At 66.7% G+C, this 15,084-nt stretch carries 16 protein-coding genes; 11 read left to right on the forward strand and 5 right to left on the reverse strand.

What is annotated here, in order from left to right:
- Positions 1-33: 33 nt before the first annotated feature.
- A complete protein-coding gene (locus tag VLK31_RS18150; RefSeq protein WP_409169823.1) occupies positions 34-1,014 on the reverse strand; it encodes a LysR family transcriptional regulator in 981 nt (326 codons plus the stop codon).
- 101 nt (positions 1,015-1,115) lie between these two features.
- On the opposite strand from VLK31_RS18150, the gene VLK31_RS18155 reads away from it, so the two are divergent.
- The 5 genes from VLK31_RS18155 (at position 1,116) to zigA (ending at position 6,642) form a co-directional block, all read left to right on the forward strand.
- The gene (locus tag VLK31_RS18155; RefSeq protein ID WP_409169824.1) at positions 1,116-1,916 is read left to right on the forward strand and encodes a gamma-glutamyl-gamma-aminobutyrate hydrolase family protein; all 801 of its coding nucleotides are present in this window, start codon (positions 1,116-1,118) and stop codon (positions 1,914-1,916) included.
- Between the two features lie 22 nt (positions 1,917-1,938).
- On the forward strand, positions 1,939-3,048 hold the full coding sequence (locus tag VLK31_RS18160) for a M14 family metallopeptidase (RefSeq protein ID WP_409169825.1): 1,110 nt from the start codon (positions 1,939-1,941) through the stop codon (positions 3,046-3,048).
- A 37-nt stretch (positions 3,049-3,085) separates the two neighbouring features.
- Positions 3,086-4,453: an MFS transporter gene (locus tag VLK31_RS18165; RefSeq protein ID WP_409169826.1), complete on the forward strand. Its 1,368-nt coding sequence runs from the start codon at positions 3,086-3,088 to the stop codon at positions 4,451-4,453.
- Positions 4,454-4,626: 173 nt separating this feature from the next.
- Positions 4,627-5,340: a DUF899 family protein gene (locus VLK31_RS18170; RefSeq protein WP_409169827.1), complete on the forward strand. Its 714-nt coding sequence runs from the start codon at positions 4,627-4,629 to the stop codon at positions 5,338-5,340.
- Between the two features lie 108 nt (positions 5,341-5,448).
- On the forward strand, positions 5,449-6,642 hold the full coding sequence (gene zigA / locus VLK31_RS18175; protein WP_409169828.1) for a zinc metallochaperone GTPase ZigA: 1,194 nt from the start codon (positions 5,449-5,451) through the stop codon (positions 6,640-6,642).
- A gap of 22 nt (positions 6,643-6,664) precedes the next feature.
- Here the strand turns inward: zigA and VLK31_RS18180 are convergent, their stop codons facing one another.
- Positions 6,665-7,147 (reverse strand): Fur family transcriptional regulator, encoded by a 483-nt coding sequence (locus tag VLK31_RS18180; RefSeq protein WP_409169829.1) that lies wholly within the window; start codon positions 7,145-7,147, stop codon positions 6,665-6,667.
- A 167-nt stretch (positions 7,148-7,314) separates the two neighbouring features.
- On the opposite strand from VLK31_RS18180, the gene VLK31_RS18185 reads away from it, so the two are divergent.
- Positions 7,315-8,304: a Bug family tripartite tricarboxylate transporter substrate binding protein gene (locus VLK31_RS18185; protein ID WP_409169830.1), complete on the forward strand. Its 990-nt coding sequence runs from the start codon at positions 7,315-7,317 to the stop codon at positions 8,302-8,304.
- 12 nt (positions 8,305-8,316) lie between these two features.
- On the opposite strand, the gene VLK31_RS18190 is transcribed toward VLK31_RS18185, so the two are convergent.
- Positions 8,317-8,625 (reverse strand): hypothetical protein, encoded by a 309-nt coding sequence (locus VLK31_RS18190; protein ID WP_409169831.1) that lies wholly within the window; start codon positions 8,623-8,625, stop codon positions 8,317-8,319.
- Between the two features lie 159 nt (positions 8,626-8,784).
- On the opposite strand from VLK31_RS18190, the gene VLK31_RS18195 reads away from it, so the two are divergent.
- The 4 genes from VLK31_RS18195 to VLK31_RS18210 all read left to right on the forward strand — a co-directional run bounded on the left by VLK31_RS18195 (position 8,785) and on the right by VLK31_RS18210 (position 12,801).
- Complete coding sequence (locus tag VLK31_RS18195) at positions 8,785-9,447, forward strand: alpha/beta hydrolase (RefSeq protein WP_409169832.1); 663 nt, start codon at positions 8,785-8,787, stop codon at positions 9,445-9,447.
- Between the two features lie 213 nt (positions 9,448-9,660).
- Positions 9,661-11,220, forward strand: coding sequence for a glutamate--cysteine ligase (gene gshA, locus VLK31_RS18200; protein ID WP_409169833.1), 1,560 nt, complete (start codon positions 9,661-9,663; stop codon positions 11,218-11,220).
- Between the two features lie 123 nt (positions 11,221-11,343).
- On the forward strand, positions 11,344-11,727 hold the full coding sequence (locus tag VLK31_RS18205) for a response regulator transcription factor (RefSeq protein WP_409170034.1): 384 nt from the start codon (positions 11,344-11,346) through the stop codon (positions 11,725-11,727).
- A 141-nt stretch (positions 11,728-11,868) separates the two neighbouring features.
- Complete coding sequence (locus VLK31_RS18210) at positions 11,869-12,801, forward strand: SDR family NAD(P)-dependent oxidoreductase (RefSeq protein ID WP_409169834.1); 933 nt, start codon at positions 11,869-11,871, stop codon at positions 12,799-12,801.
- Positions 12,802-12,851: 50 nt separating this feature from the next.
- Here VLK31_RS18210 and VLK31_RS18215 read toward each other — a convergent pair whose 3' ends face one another.
- Positions 12,852-13,211: an HPF/RaiA family ribosome-associated protein gene (locus VLK31_RS18215; RefSeq protein ID WP_409169835.1), complete on the reverse strand. Its 360-nt coding sequence runs from the start codon at positions 13,209-13,211 to the stop codon at positions 12,852-12,854.
- 117 nt (positions 13,212-13,328) lie between these two features.
- A complete protein-coding gene (locus VLK31_RS18220) occupies positions 13,329-13,757 on the reverse strand; it encodes a CBS domain-containing protein (RefSeq protein ID WP_409169836.1) in 429 nt (142 codons plus the stop codon).
- 341 nt (positions 13,758-14,098) lie between these two features.
- Between VLK31_RS18220 and ylqF the strand changes: the two genes are divergently transcribed.
- Positions 14,099-15,079, forward strand: coding sequence for a ribosome biogenesis GTPase YlqF (ylqF, locus tag VLK31_RS18225; protein ID WP_409169837.1), 981 nt, complete (start codon positions 14,099-14,101; stop codon positions 15,077-15,079).
- Positions 15,080-15,084: the final 5 nt, after the last annotated feature.

Genomic DNA, 15,084 nt, shown 5'->3' on the forward strand with positions numbered 1-15,084 from the left:
TCGAAGGTTCGTGCACCGTAGCGAGCGATCCACCTACCGCGGATGCCCCCGGCGACCGGCGGCCGTCTTCGTGGCCGAGCCATGGCCGCGCTGCTGTGCGATCTGCTGCGCAGCGTCGGCAAAATATGCCCGCACGATGTCGAACGCCCGCTCGGCGGCGGGTAGCAGCGTTCGGCCGGCGCGTCTGACGATGCCCAGCGTCATGTCCAGATCGAGCCGCGGCTCGACGTCGAGGGCCACCATCGTTCCGGCGCTCAAGGCCGAGATCACGGCGATGTCGGTGGACGGCGCAATGGCGTCGCTCGACGTGACCAGCGTGTGGATCGTGCCCACGTCGTCGGTGTTCATGGCGAAGTGGTCTTCCAGCGGCATCGAAAGACCATAGGTTTCCGCAATGCGGCGCATGACCGATTGATCCGCGTACCCCGCCATCACCATCGGATAGGCGGAGAGTTCGGGCATGCCGATGCGTTTGCGCCCGGCCAGCGGGTGACCGGCGCGCGCAAACCAGCCGAAGGTGCTCACATACGCGGCCTCTGCCACCAGGTCCGGCTCGCGCGCTGCCATGCGCACATCGCCAACGAAGAAATCGAGCCGCTCCTTGACCAGCGCATCGAACAGCACGTCCGAGCTTTGCACCATCGCGCTGAGCCTGAGGCCGGGCGACTCCGCCACCAGCTGCAGCATCATGGGCCCCAACAGGGAACGGGCGATGGATGAACCCATGCCGAAAGACAACGCTCCCAACTCGCCGGCGCGCATGAGCGACAGCGACCGGGCGCCTTCCTTCTCGTCGAAGACGATGCGGCGAGCACGTTCGACATAGGCATCGGCATAAGCGGTGGGCCGCAGGCGCCGCCCTTGCCGATCGAAGAGGGGAACCCCCAGCGCGTTTTCCAGCGCGCTCAGGCTGCGCGAAATTGCAGGAAGGCTGAGGTGAACGTGCTCCGCCGCCGCACTGAGCGTTCCCAGGTCCATTACCGCCAAAAAATGTTTGAGTTGCCGCGTGTTCATGGCCTCACTTGCGCAATTTGCAAGTTATTACTGAATAAATTGCAATTTACTAAACTTTAATCGATTTCTAGACTGCGACCTGAACTCAACAGATCGCGTCGATGAAACCCAATTCCTCCCGTTCCCCCGCCCTTCGGCCGGTGGTGGTCGTGGCGTCCGATCTCATCGAGTGGCATGGCCATGCAACGCATGCGGCGCTGGACGGCTACGTGCGCGCTGTCGGCAAGGTGTCCAAGGCGCTTGCGCTGGTGCTGCCGGCCGCCGGCGACGCGATCGATGCCGACAGCCTGATCGAAGCGATCGATGGCATCGTGCTCACGGGCAGCCCCTCCAACGTGCATCCCTCGCGCTATGGCGCCGGCGAGCCGCACCCCGACATGCAGATCGACCTCGCGCGCGACGCAACGATCCTGTCGTTGCTGCCCCGGCTGATAGACGCCGGCATTCCGGTGCTTGCCGTGTGCCGCGGTTTCCAGGAACTCAACGTCCTCTACGGCGGCACCCTGGAGCCTGCCGTGCACGCGCAGCCGGGCCGCCTCGACCACCGCGAGGGCGACCATGACCGCCCGGTCCAGCGTTGGTACGACGACAGGCACGAACTGCACATCGTCGAAGGCGGCCTGCTCGCGCAGCTGGCCGGAGGCACACGCGCCGTCGTGAATTCGTTGCATCACCAAGGCATCGAGCGACTTGGCGAGGGCCTGCGCGTGGAAGCGACCGCGCCCGACGGGTTGATCGAATCGTTCTCGATCATGTCGGCACCGCAGTTCGCACTGGCCGTCCAATGGCATCCCGAAATGCGCATCGACGACAGCCCCCTTGCGCGCGCTCTTTTCACTGCCTTCGGGGACGCCTGCCGCCTGCGCCGCCAAGAGCGCCTGGGCATCCCTGAAGCAACTTGAACAACACACGGAGACATTCCCTTTGGACAAGAAACAAATCATCGCGCTCTTCAGCGCCAGCTATTCAGAGGCACGCGGCAAGTTCCTCCAGGCCGCGGCGCGGCGCGGACTTGCCGTCGACTCGCATGAGCTTTCGCTGGCCGGCGCGCAGGGCGAGGTGCTGGCCACCGATGTCGTGCTCGACGGCCCCGCCGATGCATCGAAGGTCCTGGTGGTCATCAGCGGCGTGCACGGGGTGGAGGGCTTCTGCGGATCGGCGATCCAGACCGGCATGCTCGAGCTCGGGGCTTCGGTACAAGAGCAGGCACGGCACGACCTCGCCGTGCTTTACGTTCATGCGGTCAATCCCTACGGCTTCTCGCACCTGCGCCGCGCCACGCAGGAGAACATCGACCTCAACCGCAACTTCGTCGACTTTTCCAAGCCGCTGCCGGTCAATGCCGGCTACGCCGAGATCCATGACCTGCTGCTGCCGCCCGAATGGCCGCCACAGCCGGCAACGGAAGACCTGCTCGATGCCTATCGCGAGCGCCATGGCGCGCGCGGGCTGCAGCGCGCCATCTCGCTCGGCCAGCACGTGCACGCAGACGGCCTTCACTACGGAGGCAGCGAGCCGGCTTGGAGCAACCGGACTTTTCGCCAGATCCTGAAGACCTACACGCCGCGGGCTCGCGAACTCGCTTCGATCGACATCCATACCGGCCTCGGCCCGTACGGCGTGGGAGAGCGAATTTTCGCCAGCTTCGACGAGGCCGTGCTCGAGCGCGCAACGCGCTGGTGGGGCGCGCTCACCTCCGTCACCACCGGCACCTCGACCAGCATTCCGTTGACCGGTCCGATCCAGACCGCGTTGGCCGAGGAATGCCCGCAGGCACGGCATGTGGGCATCTGCCTCGAGTACGGCACCTGGCCCATGTCGCGGGTCTCTGCGGCCATGCGCGCCGAGCACTGGCTGCATCGCCACGGCTGCGCGGACGCAGTGAAGGCCGCTTCGATCCGACAGGAAATGAGGGACGCCTTCTTCCCGGATGCCGACGACTGGAAGCTGGCTGTCTGGGACCAGGGCGCACAAGCCTGCCAGCAAGCCCTGCGCGGGCTCAAGGAAGACGCCGCGGCAACGCTCGCGGCCTGATCTGCTTTTCAAATCACAAAATACCGAGAGACGCTCGATGAACAGCACCACAGTCGATGTCCGCCCGGGCGGCGAGACACGTTCCGGCACCACGGCCGGCGCTTCAGCTGCAGCCGGCACCGGCGCCAGCGCCAGCGACGCCAGCGCCAGCGGCGCGATCAGCCGCAAAGCCGTTGCCGCCGCCGTCGCCGGTAACGCCCTCGAGTTCTACGACTTCGTCATCTACGCTTATTTCGCCGTCTACATCGGCCGCACCTTCTTTCCGGTCGGCGGGGAGTTCGGCAGCCTGATGATCGCGCTGGCAACCTTTGGTGTCGGCTTCTTCACGCGTCCCCTGGGTGGCGTGCTGATCGGCGCGTTCGCGGACAAGGTGGGCCGCAAGCCCGCAATGATCCTCACGGTGGTGCTCATCACCTTCGGCACCTTGGGCCTGGCGGCGACGCCGAGCTACGCGAGCATCGGCATCGCGGCGCCGATCATCGTGGTCTTCTGCCGGCTGCTGCAGGGCCTGGCGCTCGGCGGCGAGGTCGGACCCGCGACCTCGCTGCTCATAGAGGCGGCCCCGCCCGGAAAGCGCGGCTTCTATTCCAGCTGGCAGATCGCGAGCCAGGGCATTGCGGTCGCGGTGGGCGGCGTATTCGGCGTGACACTCTCGCTCATGTTGTCACCCGACCAGCTCGCATCGTGGGGCTGGCGAGTGCCTTTCCTGTTCAGCCTTGTCCTCATCCCGATTGCGATCTACATGCGTCGCAGCCTTCCCGAGACGCACGAGGGCGCGCACGGGCGAACCGGAGCACAGATCGTGGGCTCGGTCTTCAAGGAGCACCGCCGCATTCTTGTGCTTGGCGTCCTGATCACGGCCTCCGTCGCGGTGGCCTCGCAAGTCGGCAACTACATGGTCACGTACGCGGTTCAGGTGCTCAAGCTGGGGCCGGCGGTGGCACAGGGCTCGATCCTGATGGGCGGTGCCATGACCTTCATCTTCGCTTTGCTGGGCGGTTGGTTATGCGACCGCTATGGTCGCAAGGCGGTCAACATGCTGCCGCGCATCGCGCTGACGGTTTTGATCGTGCCGCTGTTTCTGTGGTTGTCCGGTGCACCGAGCGCGGTCACGCTGCTGTGCGTCACGGCAATGCTTGCTGGGCTCACGGCCATCTTCGGCGCCGCTGGCCTCGTGGCCGTACCGGAGCTGTTGCCCATCGCGGTACGCAGCACGGGCCTGTCGCTGGTCTATGCGATCAGCACGTCGATCTTTGGTGGCACGACGCAATTCCTCGTCACCTGGCTGCTCGCTGTGACTCACAACCCGCTGGCTCCGGCCTACTACGTGGTGATCATGAGCGCGATCAGCATCTGGGCGACGTGGATGCTGCCGGAATCGCGAGACGTCGACGTGACGAAGTGAAGCGCGGGTCACGTTGGGCGCCTGAGCTGCAGGCTGGGTTGATGCGGCCTGCTGAGCAGGGGGCCGGCGTAGGACAAATTCGCCCCGCGCAGGCGAATTACACGGACTGCTGTGGTGCGTGAACGGCGATCAACATCGCAGCAACGTACTCGCCCTCCAGGAGGTGCCCTGCCATGCCGTCCCCCACCGAATTCACCGGCCTTGCGTCCGCCAGCCAGCTCGCCAGGTCCAACCCCGTTCGCTTCCCCGGCGAAAGCACCGCCTACCGCAAGGCGCGCACGGAGTTGCTGGCCGAAGAAATCGACCTGCGCCGGCGCATCGAGCGCGTCGCTGAAATGCGCCGCGCGCTGCCTCCGGGCGGCGCCGTGCCGGAGGACTATCTGTTCCAGGGCGTCGAAGGCCCGGTGAAGTTCTCCGAGCTCTTCGGCACGCACGCCACCCTCATCACCTACAACTGGATGTTCGGCCCTCAACGCGAGCGACCCTGCCCCATGTGCACGTCGCTGCTGAGCGCGTACGACGGCCACATGCCCGACATCCTGCAGCGTGTGGCGTTCGCGGTGATCGCCACCTCGCCCGTCGAGCGCATGGTGGCTTTTGCCAAGGAGCGTGGCTGGCGCCATCTGCCGCTTTATTCATCGGCCGGCAACGACTTCAACCACGACTACGCCGGCGAGAAGCCCGGCGGTGGCGACAACCCGGCCTTCAACGTGTTCAAGCGCGACGGCGACGTGATCCGCCATTTCTGGGCCGCCGAAATGAGCCCCGGCACCGCCGACCCGGGGCAGGACCCGCGCGGCGCGCCCGACCCGATGCCGCTGTGGAACCTGCTCGACATGACGCCCGAAGGCCGCGGCAAGGACTGGTATCCGAAGCTGAGCTACTAGCCCTGCGCGGGGCAGCGGGCAGCCGCGAAAGGAGACTGCGATAAAATGCAACCTTGTTGCATATGCTTCCTATAATGCAATTCTGTTGCATATATGGAGCCTGCCCACATGGCCGACCGCCTCCCCGTCACCGTGCTCTCCGGCTTTCTAGGCGCCGGCAAGACCACGCTGCTGAACCACATCCTCCACAACCGCGAGGGCCGCCGCGTGGCGGTCATCGTCAACGACATGAGCGAGGTCAACATCGACGCAGCGCTGGTGCGCGACGGCGGCGCCAAGCTGTCGCGCACCGAAGAAAAGCTGGTCGAAATGAGCAACGGCTGCATCTGCTGCACGCTGCGCGAAGACCTGCTGCTGGAGGTGGGGCGGCTCGCCAAGGAGGGGCGCTTCGACCAGCTGGTGATCGAGTCGACCGGCATCTCCGAACCGCTGCCCGTGGCCGAGACGTTCACCTTTGCCGGCGAAGACGGCAAGAGCCTGGCCGACGTGGCCCGGCTCGACACCATGGTGACGGTGGTCGACGCCTTCAACTTCCTGCGCGACTACGGCTCGGCCGACAGCCTGGGCCAGCGCGGTCAGTCGCTGGGCGACGACGACACGCGCACGGTGGTCGACCTGCTGATCGAGCAGATCGAGTTCTGCGACGTGCTGGTGGTGAACAAGACCGACCTGGTGACGGCCGACGAGCGCAAGCGGCTGATGGCCATCCTGCGCAGCCTGAACCCGCGCGCGCGCATCGAGCTGTCGAGCTTCGGCCGCGTGCCGCTAGACCGCGTGCTGAACACCGGCCTGTTCGACTTCGATCAGGCCGAGCAGGCGCCGGGCTGGCTGGCTGAGCTGCGCGGCGAGCATGTGCCCGAGAGCGAGGCCTACGGCATTCGCAGCTTCGTGTACCGCTCGCGCCTGCCGTTCCACCCGATGCGCTTCTGGAAGCTGGTGCAAAGCGAATGGGAAGGCGTGGTGCGCTCCAAGGGCTTCTTCTGGCTCGCGAGCCGCGCCACGCGCGCCGGCACGTGGTCGCAGGCCGGCGGTGCGTGCCGCTACGGTGCGGCGGGCTTCTGGTGGGCGGCGGTGCCGCGTGAGCATTGGCCCACCGACGCCGACGCGCTGGCGCTCATCGAAAAGAACTGGGACCCGGCCACGGGCGACGCACGCCAGGAGCTGGTGCTGATCGGCATCGGCATGGACGAATCGGCGCTGCGCGCGCGGCTCGATGCCTGCCTGCTCACGGAGAACGAGATGCGCTTCGGCGCCTCGTGGTGGCGGAACTTTCAGGACCCGTTCCCTTCTTGGAACGGGTGAGCAAAGAACGTGTGAGTGAAAACTATCGGGCGCATTCCCCGCACGTGCCGTGCAGGGTGAGGGCGGTGTGGCGCGTGTCGATGCCCTGCTTGCGCAGGGCCCGTCCGAGCCGGCCCATGACCTTGGGCAGTTCCGGGTCGGACGGCAGCGCCAGCACCTTGTGGCAGTGGTCGCATTCGAAGATGTTGCCCGACGCGGCCTCCACATGGCGCGAGAAGCGGTTGACCCGGTCCGCGCCCACGCGGCGGTCGCACAGGCCGGCCTCGACCAGCCGGTCGAGCACGCGGTACACCGTGACGCGGTCGGGCGCCTCGCCGGCAGCGGTGGTGTAGGCCGCGGCCACGTCTTCGTGCGTAAGGGGCTGGGAGGCGTGTTCGAGCAGTTCGAGCACCGTCTGCGCGGCGCGGGTCACGCGCAGGCCGCTGTCGCGCAGCAGCGTTTCGCTGTTGAAAGGGGCGGCGACGAGAGGGGCCTGGGGCTTCGGGTGCGGGGTGGTGGTCTTCATGCGAAACGCCATTGTGTTGCATACAGGGTCTCCGTGTCGCGCCCGGGGCCGGTTGCCGGCACCGCATATGCCCGAATGGACCTAAGCATCTGACAAATGGGTCGTTCGCTTGCGGGCCACGGCACGACAGAATCGCGCGCCCTGTGTCTTGCAATCGAAAGTTCTCCATGCGCGTGCGTTCCCCTTTGAAGCTGGCTCTTGCACTGTGGGCCGGTGTTTCACTCGCCACCGCCGCGCAGGCCCAGGCACCGACCGCTCCCGCTTACCCGTCGAAGGCGGTGCACATCACCGTCGCCAACACACCCGGCAGCTCGCCCGACGTGCTTGCGCGCCTGCTGGGCCAGCGCCTGTCGGAGCAGTGGAAGCAGCCGGTGGTCATCGACAACCGCGCCGGCGCGGCCGGCATTCTGGCCGCCGACGGCCTGGCCAAGGCGCAGCCCGATGGCTACTCGCTGCTGGTGGGCGCGGACGGCCCCATCACCATCCTGCCGAACATCCAGCCCGGGCTCCCCTACGACGCGCGGCGCGACCTGGTGCCGGTGGTGTCGCTCGGGCAAATCGACTTTGTGCTGGTCGCCAACCCGAAGACGGGCTTTCGCACGGTGGCCGACTTCGTGCGCGCGGCCAAGGCCCATCCGGGCCGCATCAACTATGCGTCGGCCGGCAACGGCAGCCCGCAGCAGCTCAGCATGGAGCTGCTCAAGCAGAAGGCGGGCATCTACGTCACCCACATTCCCTACCGTGGCGGCCCGCTGGGCATGCAGGACGTGATTGGCGGGCAGGTGGACGTGATGTTCATCGCCGTGGGCCCCGCGCTGCCGCACATCCGCAGCGGCCGGCTGGTGGCGCTGGGCACCAGCGGCGAAAAGCGCCATGCGCTGCTGCCAGAGGTGCCCACCGTGGGCGACACCTATGCGGGCTACCGCTCGGGCACGTGGTTCGGGCTGTTCGCGCCGGCGCGCACGCCGCAGCCGGTGCTGGACGCCATTGCGGCGGACGCAGGGCGCATCGTGCAATCCACTGCCTTGCGAACCGAACTCGCGGCGCAGGGCATCGAGGCCACGGGCTACCCGCAGCGCCAGTTCCAGGCACGGGTGTCGGCCGAGTACGAGCGCTATGCGCAGATCGTGAAGGCGGTCGGCATCAAGCCTGAATAGGGCGCCGCCGCCTCACTTCGCCGACCGGACCACCGCCTTGGCAAAGGCTTCCACGTCGTCTTCGCGGCACACCTCGGCGGCCAGCGGCGCGTGGCCCTGCGTCATGGCGACCAGCGCCATCGCCTTCTTGGGGCACAGGCCCAGGCAGCTGCACTCCACCACACGCAGGCGCACCGGCATGTGGGCCAGGCCATGCTTCAGTTCCTTGCGTACCTGCCGGGCGGTGAGCCGGGTGGGGCCGTCCTTGCGTTCTTCGCATTCGCCGCAGACCAGCACGGCGCCTGCCAGCTTGGTATCGACCAGGGGAGGGGAATGGCTCACGCGGGGTTCCTTGATGTTGTTTGAACCATGGTGGGCGCGGCGCGGCGATGTGCAAGTCAGCCAACCGGCCGTTTCGGTGTTTCCGTGCCTCTCTGCCTTTGGCCCGGCCTGAATGCGCTAAGGTCTCGCCCATCTGTTTTTGAACACTCTCGAGCGACCATGTCCCGTTCTCCCATCGAAATCGAAACCGCCCCCAACCCCACCGCCACGGTGATCGTCATGCACGGCCTGGGCGCCGACGGCAACGACTTCGTGTCCCTGGCCAACGAGCTCGACCTGTCCGCCGTGGGCCCGGTGCGCTTCGTGTTCCCCAATGCGCCGGTCATTCCCGTCACCATCAACGGCGGCTACCAGATGCCCGCCTGGTACGACATTGCCGTGGCCGACCTGGCCGCGCATGAAGACGAGGCCGGCCTGCGCCGCTCGCAAGCCACCATCGACGCGCTCATCGCCGCCGAGAAGGCGCGCGGCATTGCCGCGCAGCGCATCGTGGTGGCCGGCTTCTCGCAGGGCTGCGCCATGGCGCTCATGACCGGGATGCGCCACGGCGAGCGGCTGGCCGGCATCGTGGGGCTGTCGGGCTACCTGCCGATTGCCGCCACCACGGCGGCCGAACGACATGCGGCCAACCACCAGACCCCCGTGTTCCTCGCCCATGGCCGGCAAGACCCGGTGGTGCCCCTGGCCGCGGCCCTGCGCTCGCGCGACGCGCTCCTGGCGCTGGGCCACACCGTGGAGTGGCATGAATACACGATGGCGCACTCGGTGTGCATGGAAGAAATTGCCGACCTGAACCGCTTTTTGCTGCGCGTGCTCGGCTGATGGCGCGGGGGGCGCAAGGCGCTCCTTCATCGGGCCGCCGCAAGGCCTGAATTCAGCGCGCCGTTCAACCGCAGAGCGGGCGCATTGCCTGGGGCCCGCTATGAAAAACGTAGCGAGCTGAAGGGTGCCGATGCCCGGGATTCCCTGCGCAAGCAGTGCCTGCGCGCCCGTGCTACCTTCCAGCCCCTCAGAAGATAGATGGGTCATAACAATATGAGCAGCAGATTGCAGGAGAGGTTGGGCGCACTTTCAGCCGCACGACTGAAGGGCATGCGACGTGGCATCGAAAAGGAAAGCCTGCGCGCGCTGCCGGACGGCAAACTCGCGCTCACGCCGCACCCCCTGGCGCTGGGCGCCGCGCTCACGCATCCGCACATCACGACCGACTTCAGCGAATCGCAGCTCGAGCTCATCACCGGCGTGCACGCCAGCGTGGAAGCGGCGCTCGAAGAGCTCACCCAGGTGCACCAGTTCACCTACCGCGTGCTCGACACGCTGGGCGACGAGCGCCTGTGGGTGTCCAGCATGCCCTGCGGCCTGCCCACTGACGAGACCATTCCCATCGGCCGCTACGGCGCTTCGAACGTGGGCCGTGCCAAGAGCGTGTACCGCATGGGCCTGAGCCATCGCTACGGCCGCCGCATGCAGACCATCTCCGGCATTCACTACAACTGGTCGCTGCCCGAGGTGTCGAGCGAGCAGTACTTTGCGCTGATCCGCAACTTTCGCCGCCACGCCTTCTTGCTGCTGTACCTGTTCGGCGCCTCGCCGGCGCTGTGTTCGAGCTTTGTGGCGGGCCGCCCGCACGAGCTGCAGCCGCTGGGCGACGGCAGCATGTTCATGCCGCACGGCACCTCGCTGCGCATGGGCCGCCTGGGCTACCAGAGCGACGCGCAGGCCTCGCTGGCGGTGAGCTACAACAGCCTGGACGGCTACGGCGCCTCTCTTCAAGACGCGCTCACGCGCCCCTGGCCGGCCTACGAGGCCATCGGCATCCAGAACCTGGGCGGCGACTACAACCAGCTGGCCACCAGCCTGCTGCAGATCGAGAACGAGTTCTACGGCACCATCCGCCCCAAGCGCGTGATCAACCCCGGCGAGCGCCCGCTGCATGCGCTGCGCGAACGCGGCGTCGAATACGTCGAGGTGCGTCTGATGGACCTCGACCCCTTCGAGACGGTGGGCATCAACGCGCAGACCATGCGCTTCATCGATGTGTTTCTGCTGCACTGCCTGCTCAGCGACAGCCCCGACGACACGCCGCAAGAAATTGCCGACCTCGCCCACAACCAGCACCTGACGGCCGCGCGCGGCCGCGAGCCGGGCCTGACCCTGCGGCGCGACGGGCGCGAGGTGCCCCTGGCCGACTGGGGCACCGAGCTGGTCGAGCAGTGCCTGCCAATGGCCGCCGCGCTGGACGCGGCACAAGGCAGCGGCACCCAGCATGCCGACGCGGTGCACGCCGCGCTGGCCGCGCTGCGCAACCCCGACAGCCTGCCCTCGGCACGCATGCTCGCCGCCATTGAAAACGAGCACGGCAACTCGTTCACCGGCTTTGTGCGCGCCCAGTCAGAGCAGACCCGCGAAGCGTTGCTGGGTCTGGCGTTCTCGCCGGCGCAGCAGAGTGCCTTCGAGCAGATGACGGCCGAGTCCATCGAGGCGCAGAAGCGCATCGAAGCGGCAGACACCATGCCCTTCGAGATCTACCGCGAGCAGTACGTTTCGCCCACGCGCCTTGGCATGGCGCGCGGCCGCATGGCGGTAGCGGCTTAGCACTTTCTTCTGTCTTTGTCTGCCGGGCGCCTTGCCATGACCACACAGGCGCTGGCGGATGGCCTACAGGCATTGGCCCGCATGGACCACCGTGGGCGCCAGATGCAGGGCCACGATGGCGCCATGACATTCAAGGCCTACCTCGTTGAAGACAGCCCGGTCATCCGGGAAAACCTGGTTGGTTTCCTGGAGGACGTGGCGGACGCACACGTGGTGGCCTCGGCCAGCACCGAGGAAGAAGCCGTAACCTGGCTGCTGCTGCATGCGGACGGCTGGGACCTGACCATCGTCGACCTGTTCCTCAAGCGCGGCAACGGCCTTGGGGTGATCCATGCCTGCCGCAACCGCTCGCCCAACCAGAAGGTGGTGGTGCTCAGCAACTACGCCACGGCCGACATGCGCGAGCGTTCGCAGCAGTTGGGCGCCGATGCGTTCTTCGACAAGTCTGCGGAGCTCGACCAGTTGGTCGCTTACTGCGAGCAGGTGCGCGGCTCTCCCCACGGTTGATTCTTTATGCGCCCTGACGCGCCGGTGACTTGTCCCCCTCGCGGAGGACTGCGCGCGCCCGCCTTTCTGGGTTAAAACGCCACGCTGCCGCCTTGGCGGCGACGAAACAACGGCAACTCCCTAGGAAAGCGACAGAGAGACATGAGCAGCAACAGCATCGACTTCAAGGGCCGCGTGGCCATCGTGACCGGCGCGGGCGGCGGCCTGGGCCGCCAGCATGCGCTGGCCCTGGCGGCACGGGGTGCCAAGGTGGTGGTCAACGACCTGGGCGGCGCACGCGATGGCTCCGGCGGCACGGCGGGCTCGGTGAGTGCCGCGCAGGCGGTGGTCGACGAAATCAAGGCGGCCGGTGGCGAGGCCATGGCCAACGGCGCCTCGGTGACCGACTTCGTGGCCGTGCAGGCCATGGTCAAGCAGGCGGTCGATGCTTGGGGCCGCGTGGACATCCTCATCAACAACGCCGGCATCCTGCGCGACAAGAGCTTTGCCAAGATGGAGCTGGACGACTTCAAGCTGGTGGTCGACGTGCACCTGATGGGCGCGGTGAACTGCACCAAGGCCGTCTGGGCGCTCATGAACGAGCAGAAGTACGGCCGCATCGTGATGACCACGTCGTCGTCGGGCCTGTACGGCAACTTCGGCCAGAGCAACTACGGCGCGGCCAAGCTCGCGCTGGTGGGCCTCATGCAGACCCTGAGCCTGGAAGGCGCCAAGAACGACATTCGCGTGAACTGCCTGGCACCCACCGCCGCCACACGCATGACCGAAGGCCTGATGCCGCAGGAAGTGCTGGACGCGCTCAAGCCCGAAGCCGTGGTGCCCGCGATGCTGGTGCTGGCCGCGCAAGACGCGCCCAACCGCACCATTCTTTGTGCCGGTGCCGGCACCTTCGAGGCCGCGCACATCACGATGACGCAGGGTGTTTGGGTAGGCGTGGGTGCCGACGCGCCGGAGCAGCTGGCCGCTCGGCTGGCCGAAGTGACCTCGCGCGATGGCGACTCTGTGCCGCAAAGCGGTGCCGCGCAGGGCACCAATGAGGTGGGCAAGGCGATGGCGAACGCCAAGCGAGCCTGACGCTGCCTTGCACGCAGCAGCACCCCATGCTGCTGCGTGGTTCGAACGAACTACTCGGCGGTAAAGCTCGCGTCCTTGCGGATGGAGTCGCGGTCGCGGTGGTTGTTCAGGCGCCCCAGCGTGCTGTCCAGCACGCGCTTGAGCTTGTCGGCCGCGCCGCGGAACGCGTCGTCCAGGCTGGCCGCATGGTGCGTGACCGCCAGCGGCTGGTGGTGCGCCAGGCGCGCCTCCATCACGCAGCACTTGTCGGCGCCGCCGGTCTTGTCGTGGTTTTCGTCGCTCAGATGCACCTCGACGCGCGTCACGTCTTCCGCGAAGCGGCTCAGGTGCTGCTTGATCTCCGTGTCGGCCCAGCGTTCCAGCGTGTCCTTGTTCTCGATGCCGTTGCTCGTATTGACCTGAATCTGCATGCAATGTCCCTGCTGGATGAATGAACGAAGCCCCACTGTGCGCCCTGAAGCAGGGCACCGCGCGTAGGTCTATTCCCTACCCACGCGCCGGGCAGGGTCCGAAATGCAAGGCGGGGCTCAGCTCTGGATGTACGTGGTGAGCTGCTCGATGGTGGTTTCCTGGTCCGAGATGATGTCGTCCATCAAGTCCTGGATGGAGATCATGCCGACCACCTTGTCGCCGTCGACCACCGGCAGGTGGCGAAACTTGCGCTGGCTCATCAGCGTCATGCAGGCGCGCGTGCGGGTTTGCGGGGTGACGGTCATCACGTCGGGCGTCATGATGTCGCGCACCTTCACCTCCTTGGAGTTCTTGCCCTGCAGCGCCACCTTGCGTGTGTAGTCGCGCTCCGACAGAAAGCCCACCAGCCGCTCGCCTTCCATCACCATCAGCGCGCCCACCTCGAAGTGCGCCAGGGTGGACAGCGCGTCGAACACGCTGGTGTCGGGGGTGGTGCGCCAGGCTGCGGAATCGTGGCGCTTGAGCAGTTCGGAGACGGGTTTCATCGCGGGTCACTCCATCAAAGGGTTGTCGATTCGACCGACGCTCGGGCGCCGCACTCGTTCAAATGATAGGGGTGATACCGGCACCCGCAATGCAAAACTCTCTAGGGGATTGCGTGTGTGTGCAACACGGTTGCAATGCGCGACAACCTCAGGCTGGGCTTGCATGCCCCCCACGGCACCGAGCGCCGGCGGTGCAAAGGCACAATGCCCGCTTGCAGCTATCGAAAACATAGCAACCAGCTTGCGTTCAGGTTCCGGGTCCACAATGCGCACCCGGCCCTGCAAGGCCCCCCATTCCAGACTCCCGACAGCGACAGCGCGAAAAGAAAGAACCCCCACCGATGGCGATCCAGTGGTTCCCCGGTCACATGTATTCGACCCAGAAGGCCATCACCGAGCGGGTGAAGGACATCGACGTGGTCATCGAGCTGCTCGACGCGCGCCTGCCCGGCTCCAGTGCCAACCCGATGCTGGCCGAGCTCACCGCCGGCCGCCCGAGCGTGAAGGTGCTCAACAAGCAGGACTTGGCCGACTCCGAGCGCACCGTGCGCTGGCTCGCCCACTACAACGCGCTGCCCGCCACCCGCGCCATTGGCCTGGACGCCAGCCAGACCATGCCCGCGCAGCAGCTTGTGAAGGCCTGCCATGCGCTGTCGCCCAACCGCGGCGGCATGGCCAAGCCGATGCGCGTGCTGATCTGCGGCATTCCGAACGTGGGCAAGTCCACGCTCATCAACACGCTCATTGGCGGGCGCAAGGCCAAGACGGGTGACGAGGCCGGCATCACCAAGATGGAACAGCGCATCACGCTGGCCGACGACTTCTACCTGTGGGACACGCCCGGCATGCTGTGGCCGCGCATCATCGTGCCCAAGAGCGGCTACAACCTGGCCGCAAGCGGCGCGGTGGGGCGCAACGCCTTCGACGAGGAAGAGGTGGCGCTGGAGCTGCTGAGCTACCTCAAGGTGCACTACGCGGCCGGCGTGGCCACGCGCTTCAAGCTGGTGGAGCTCGACGCCGAGACCATGGCCACCATGAAGGACGAAGACCTGCTCGACACCATCGGGCGCAAGCGCGGCGCGCTGCTGGGCAAGGGCAAGGTCAACCTGCAGAAGTCGGCCGAAATCGTCATGCACGAATTTCGCGCGGGCAATCTCGGGCGCGTGACGCTGGAAACGCCCGAAGAGTTTGCCGAATGGCTGGCCGACGGGCAGCGCGCCGACGCCGAGCGCGCCGCGAAGAAGGCCGCGCGCAGCAAGAAGCGCAAGGGCGGCGGCGAACCCGCACCGGACGCGGACGCCGACACCGCAGCGCAGGCCTGAGGGCA

Origin of the sequence: Variovorax sp. H27-G14, assembly GCF_046156345.1 — a bacterium.
Lineage (GTDB): Bacteria > Pseudomonadota > Gammaproteobacteria > Burkholderiales > Burkholderiaceae_C > Variovorax.

Coding starts and splice junctions, on each gene's coding strand:
- VLK31_RS18150 (WP_409169823.1), bottom strand. CDS start 1,014: ATGAACACGCGGCAACTCAAACATTTTTTGGCGGTAATGGACCTGGGA.
- VLK31_RS18155 (WP_409169824.1), top strand. CDS start 1,116: ATGAAACCCAATTCCTCCCGTTCCCCCGCCCTTCGGCCGGTGGTGGTC.
- VLK31_RS18165 (WP_409169826.1), top strand. CDS start 3,086: ATGAACAGCACCACAGTCGATGTCCGCCCGGGCGGCGAGACACGTTCC.
- VLK31_RS18170 (WP_409169827.1), top strand. CDS start 4,627: ATGCCGTCCCCCACCGAATTCACCGGCCTTGCGTCCGCCAGCCAGCTC.
- zigA (WP_409169828.1), top strand. CDS start 5,449: ATGGCCGACCGCCTCCCCGTCACCGTGCTCTCCGGCTTTCTAGGCGCC.
- VLK31_RS18180 (WP_409169829.1), bottom strand. CDS start 7,147: ATGAAGACCACCACCCCGCACCCGAAGCCCCAGGCCCCTCTCGTCGCC.
- VLK31_RS18185 (WP_409169830.1), top strand. CDS start 7,315: ATGCGCGTGCGTTCCCCTTTGAAGCTGGCTCTTGCACTGTGGGCCGGT.
- VLK31_RS18195 (WP_409169832.1), top strand. CDS start 8,785: ATGTCCCGTTCTCCCATCGAAATCGAAACCGCCCCCAACCCCACCGCC.
- gshA (WP_409169833.1), top strand. CDS start 9,661: ATGAGCAGCAGATTGCAGGAGAGGTTGGGCGCACTTTCAGCCGCACGA.
- VLK31_RS18205 (WP_409170034.1), top strand. CDS start 11,344: ATGACATTCAAGGCCTACCTCGTTGAAGACAGCCCGGTCATCCGGGAA.
- VLK31_RS18210 (WP_409169834.1), top strand. CDS start 11,869: ATGAGCAGCAACAGCATCGACTTCAAGGGCCGCGTGGCCATCGTGACC.
- VLK31_RS18215 (WP_409169835.1), bottom strand. CDS start 13,211: ATGCAGATTCAGGTCAATACGAGCAACGGCATCGAGAACAAGGACACG.
- VLK31_RS18220 (WP_409169836.1), bottom strand. CDS start 13,757: ATGAAACCCGTCTCCGAACTGCTCAAGCGCCACGATTCCGCAGCCTGG.
- ylqF (WP_409169837.1), top strand. CDS start 14,099: ATGGCGATCCAGTGGTTCCCCGGTCACATGTATTCGACCCAGAAGGCC.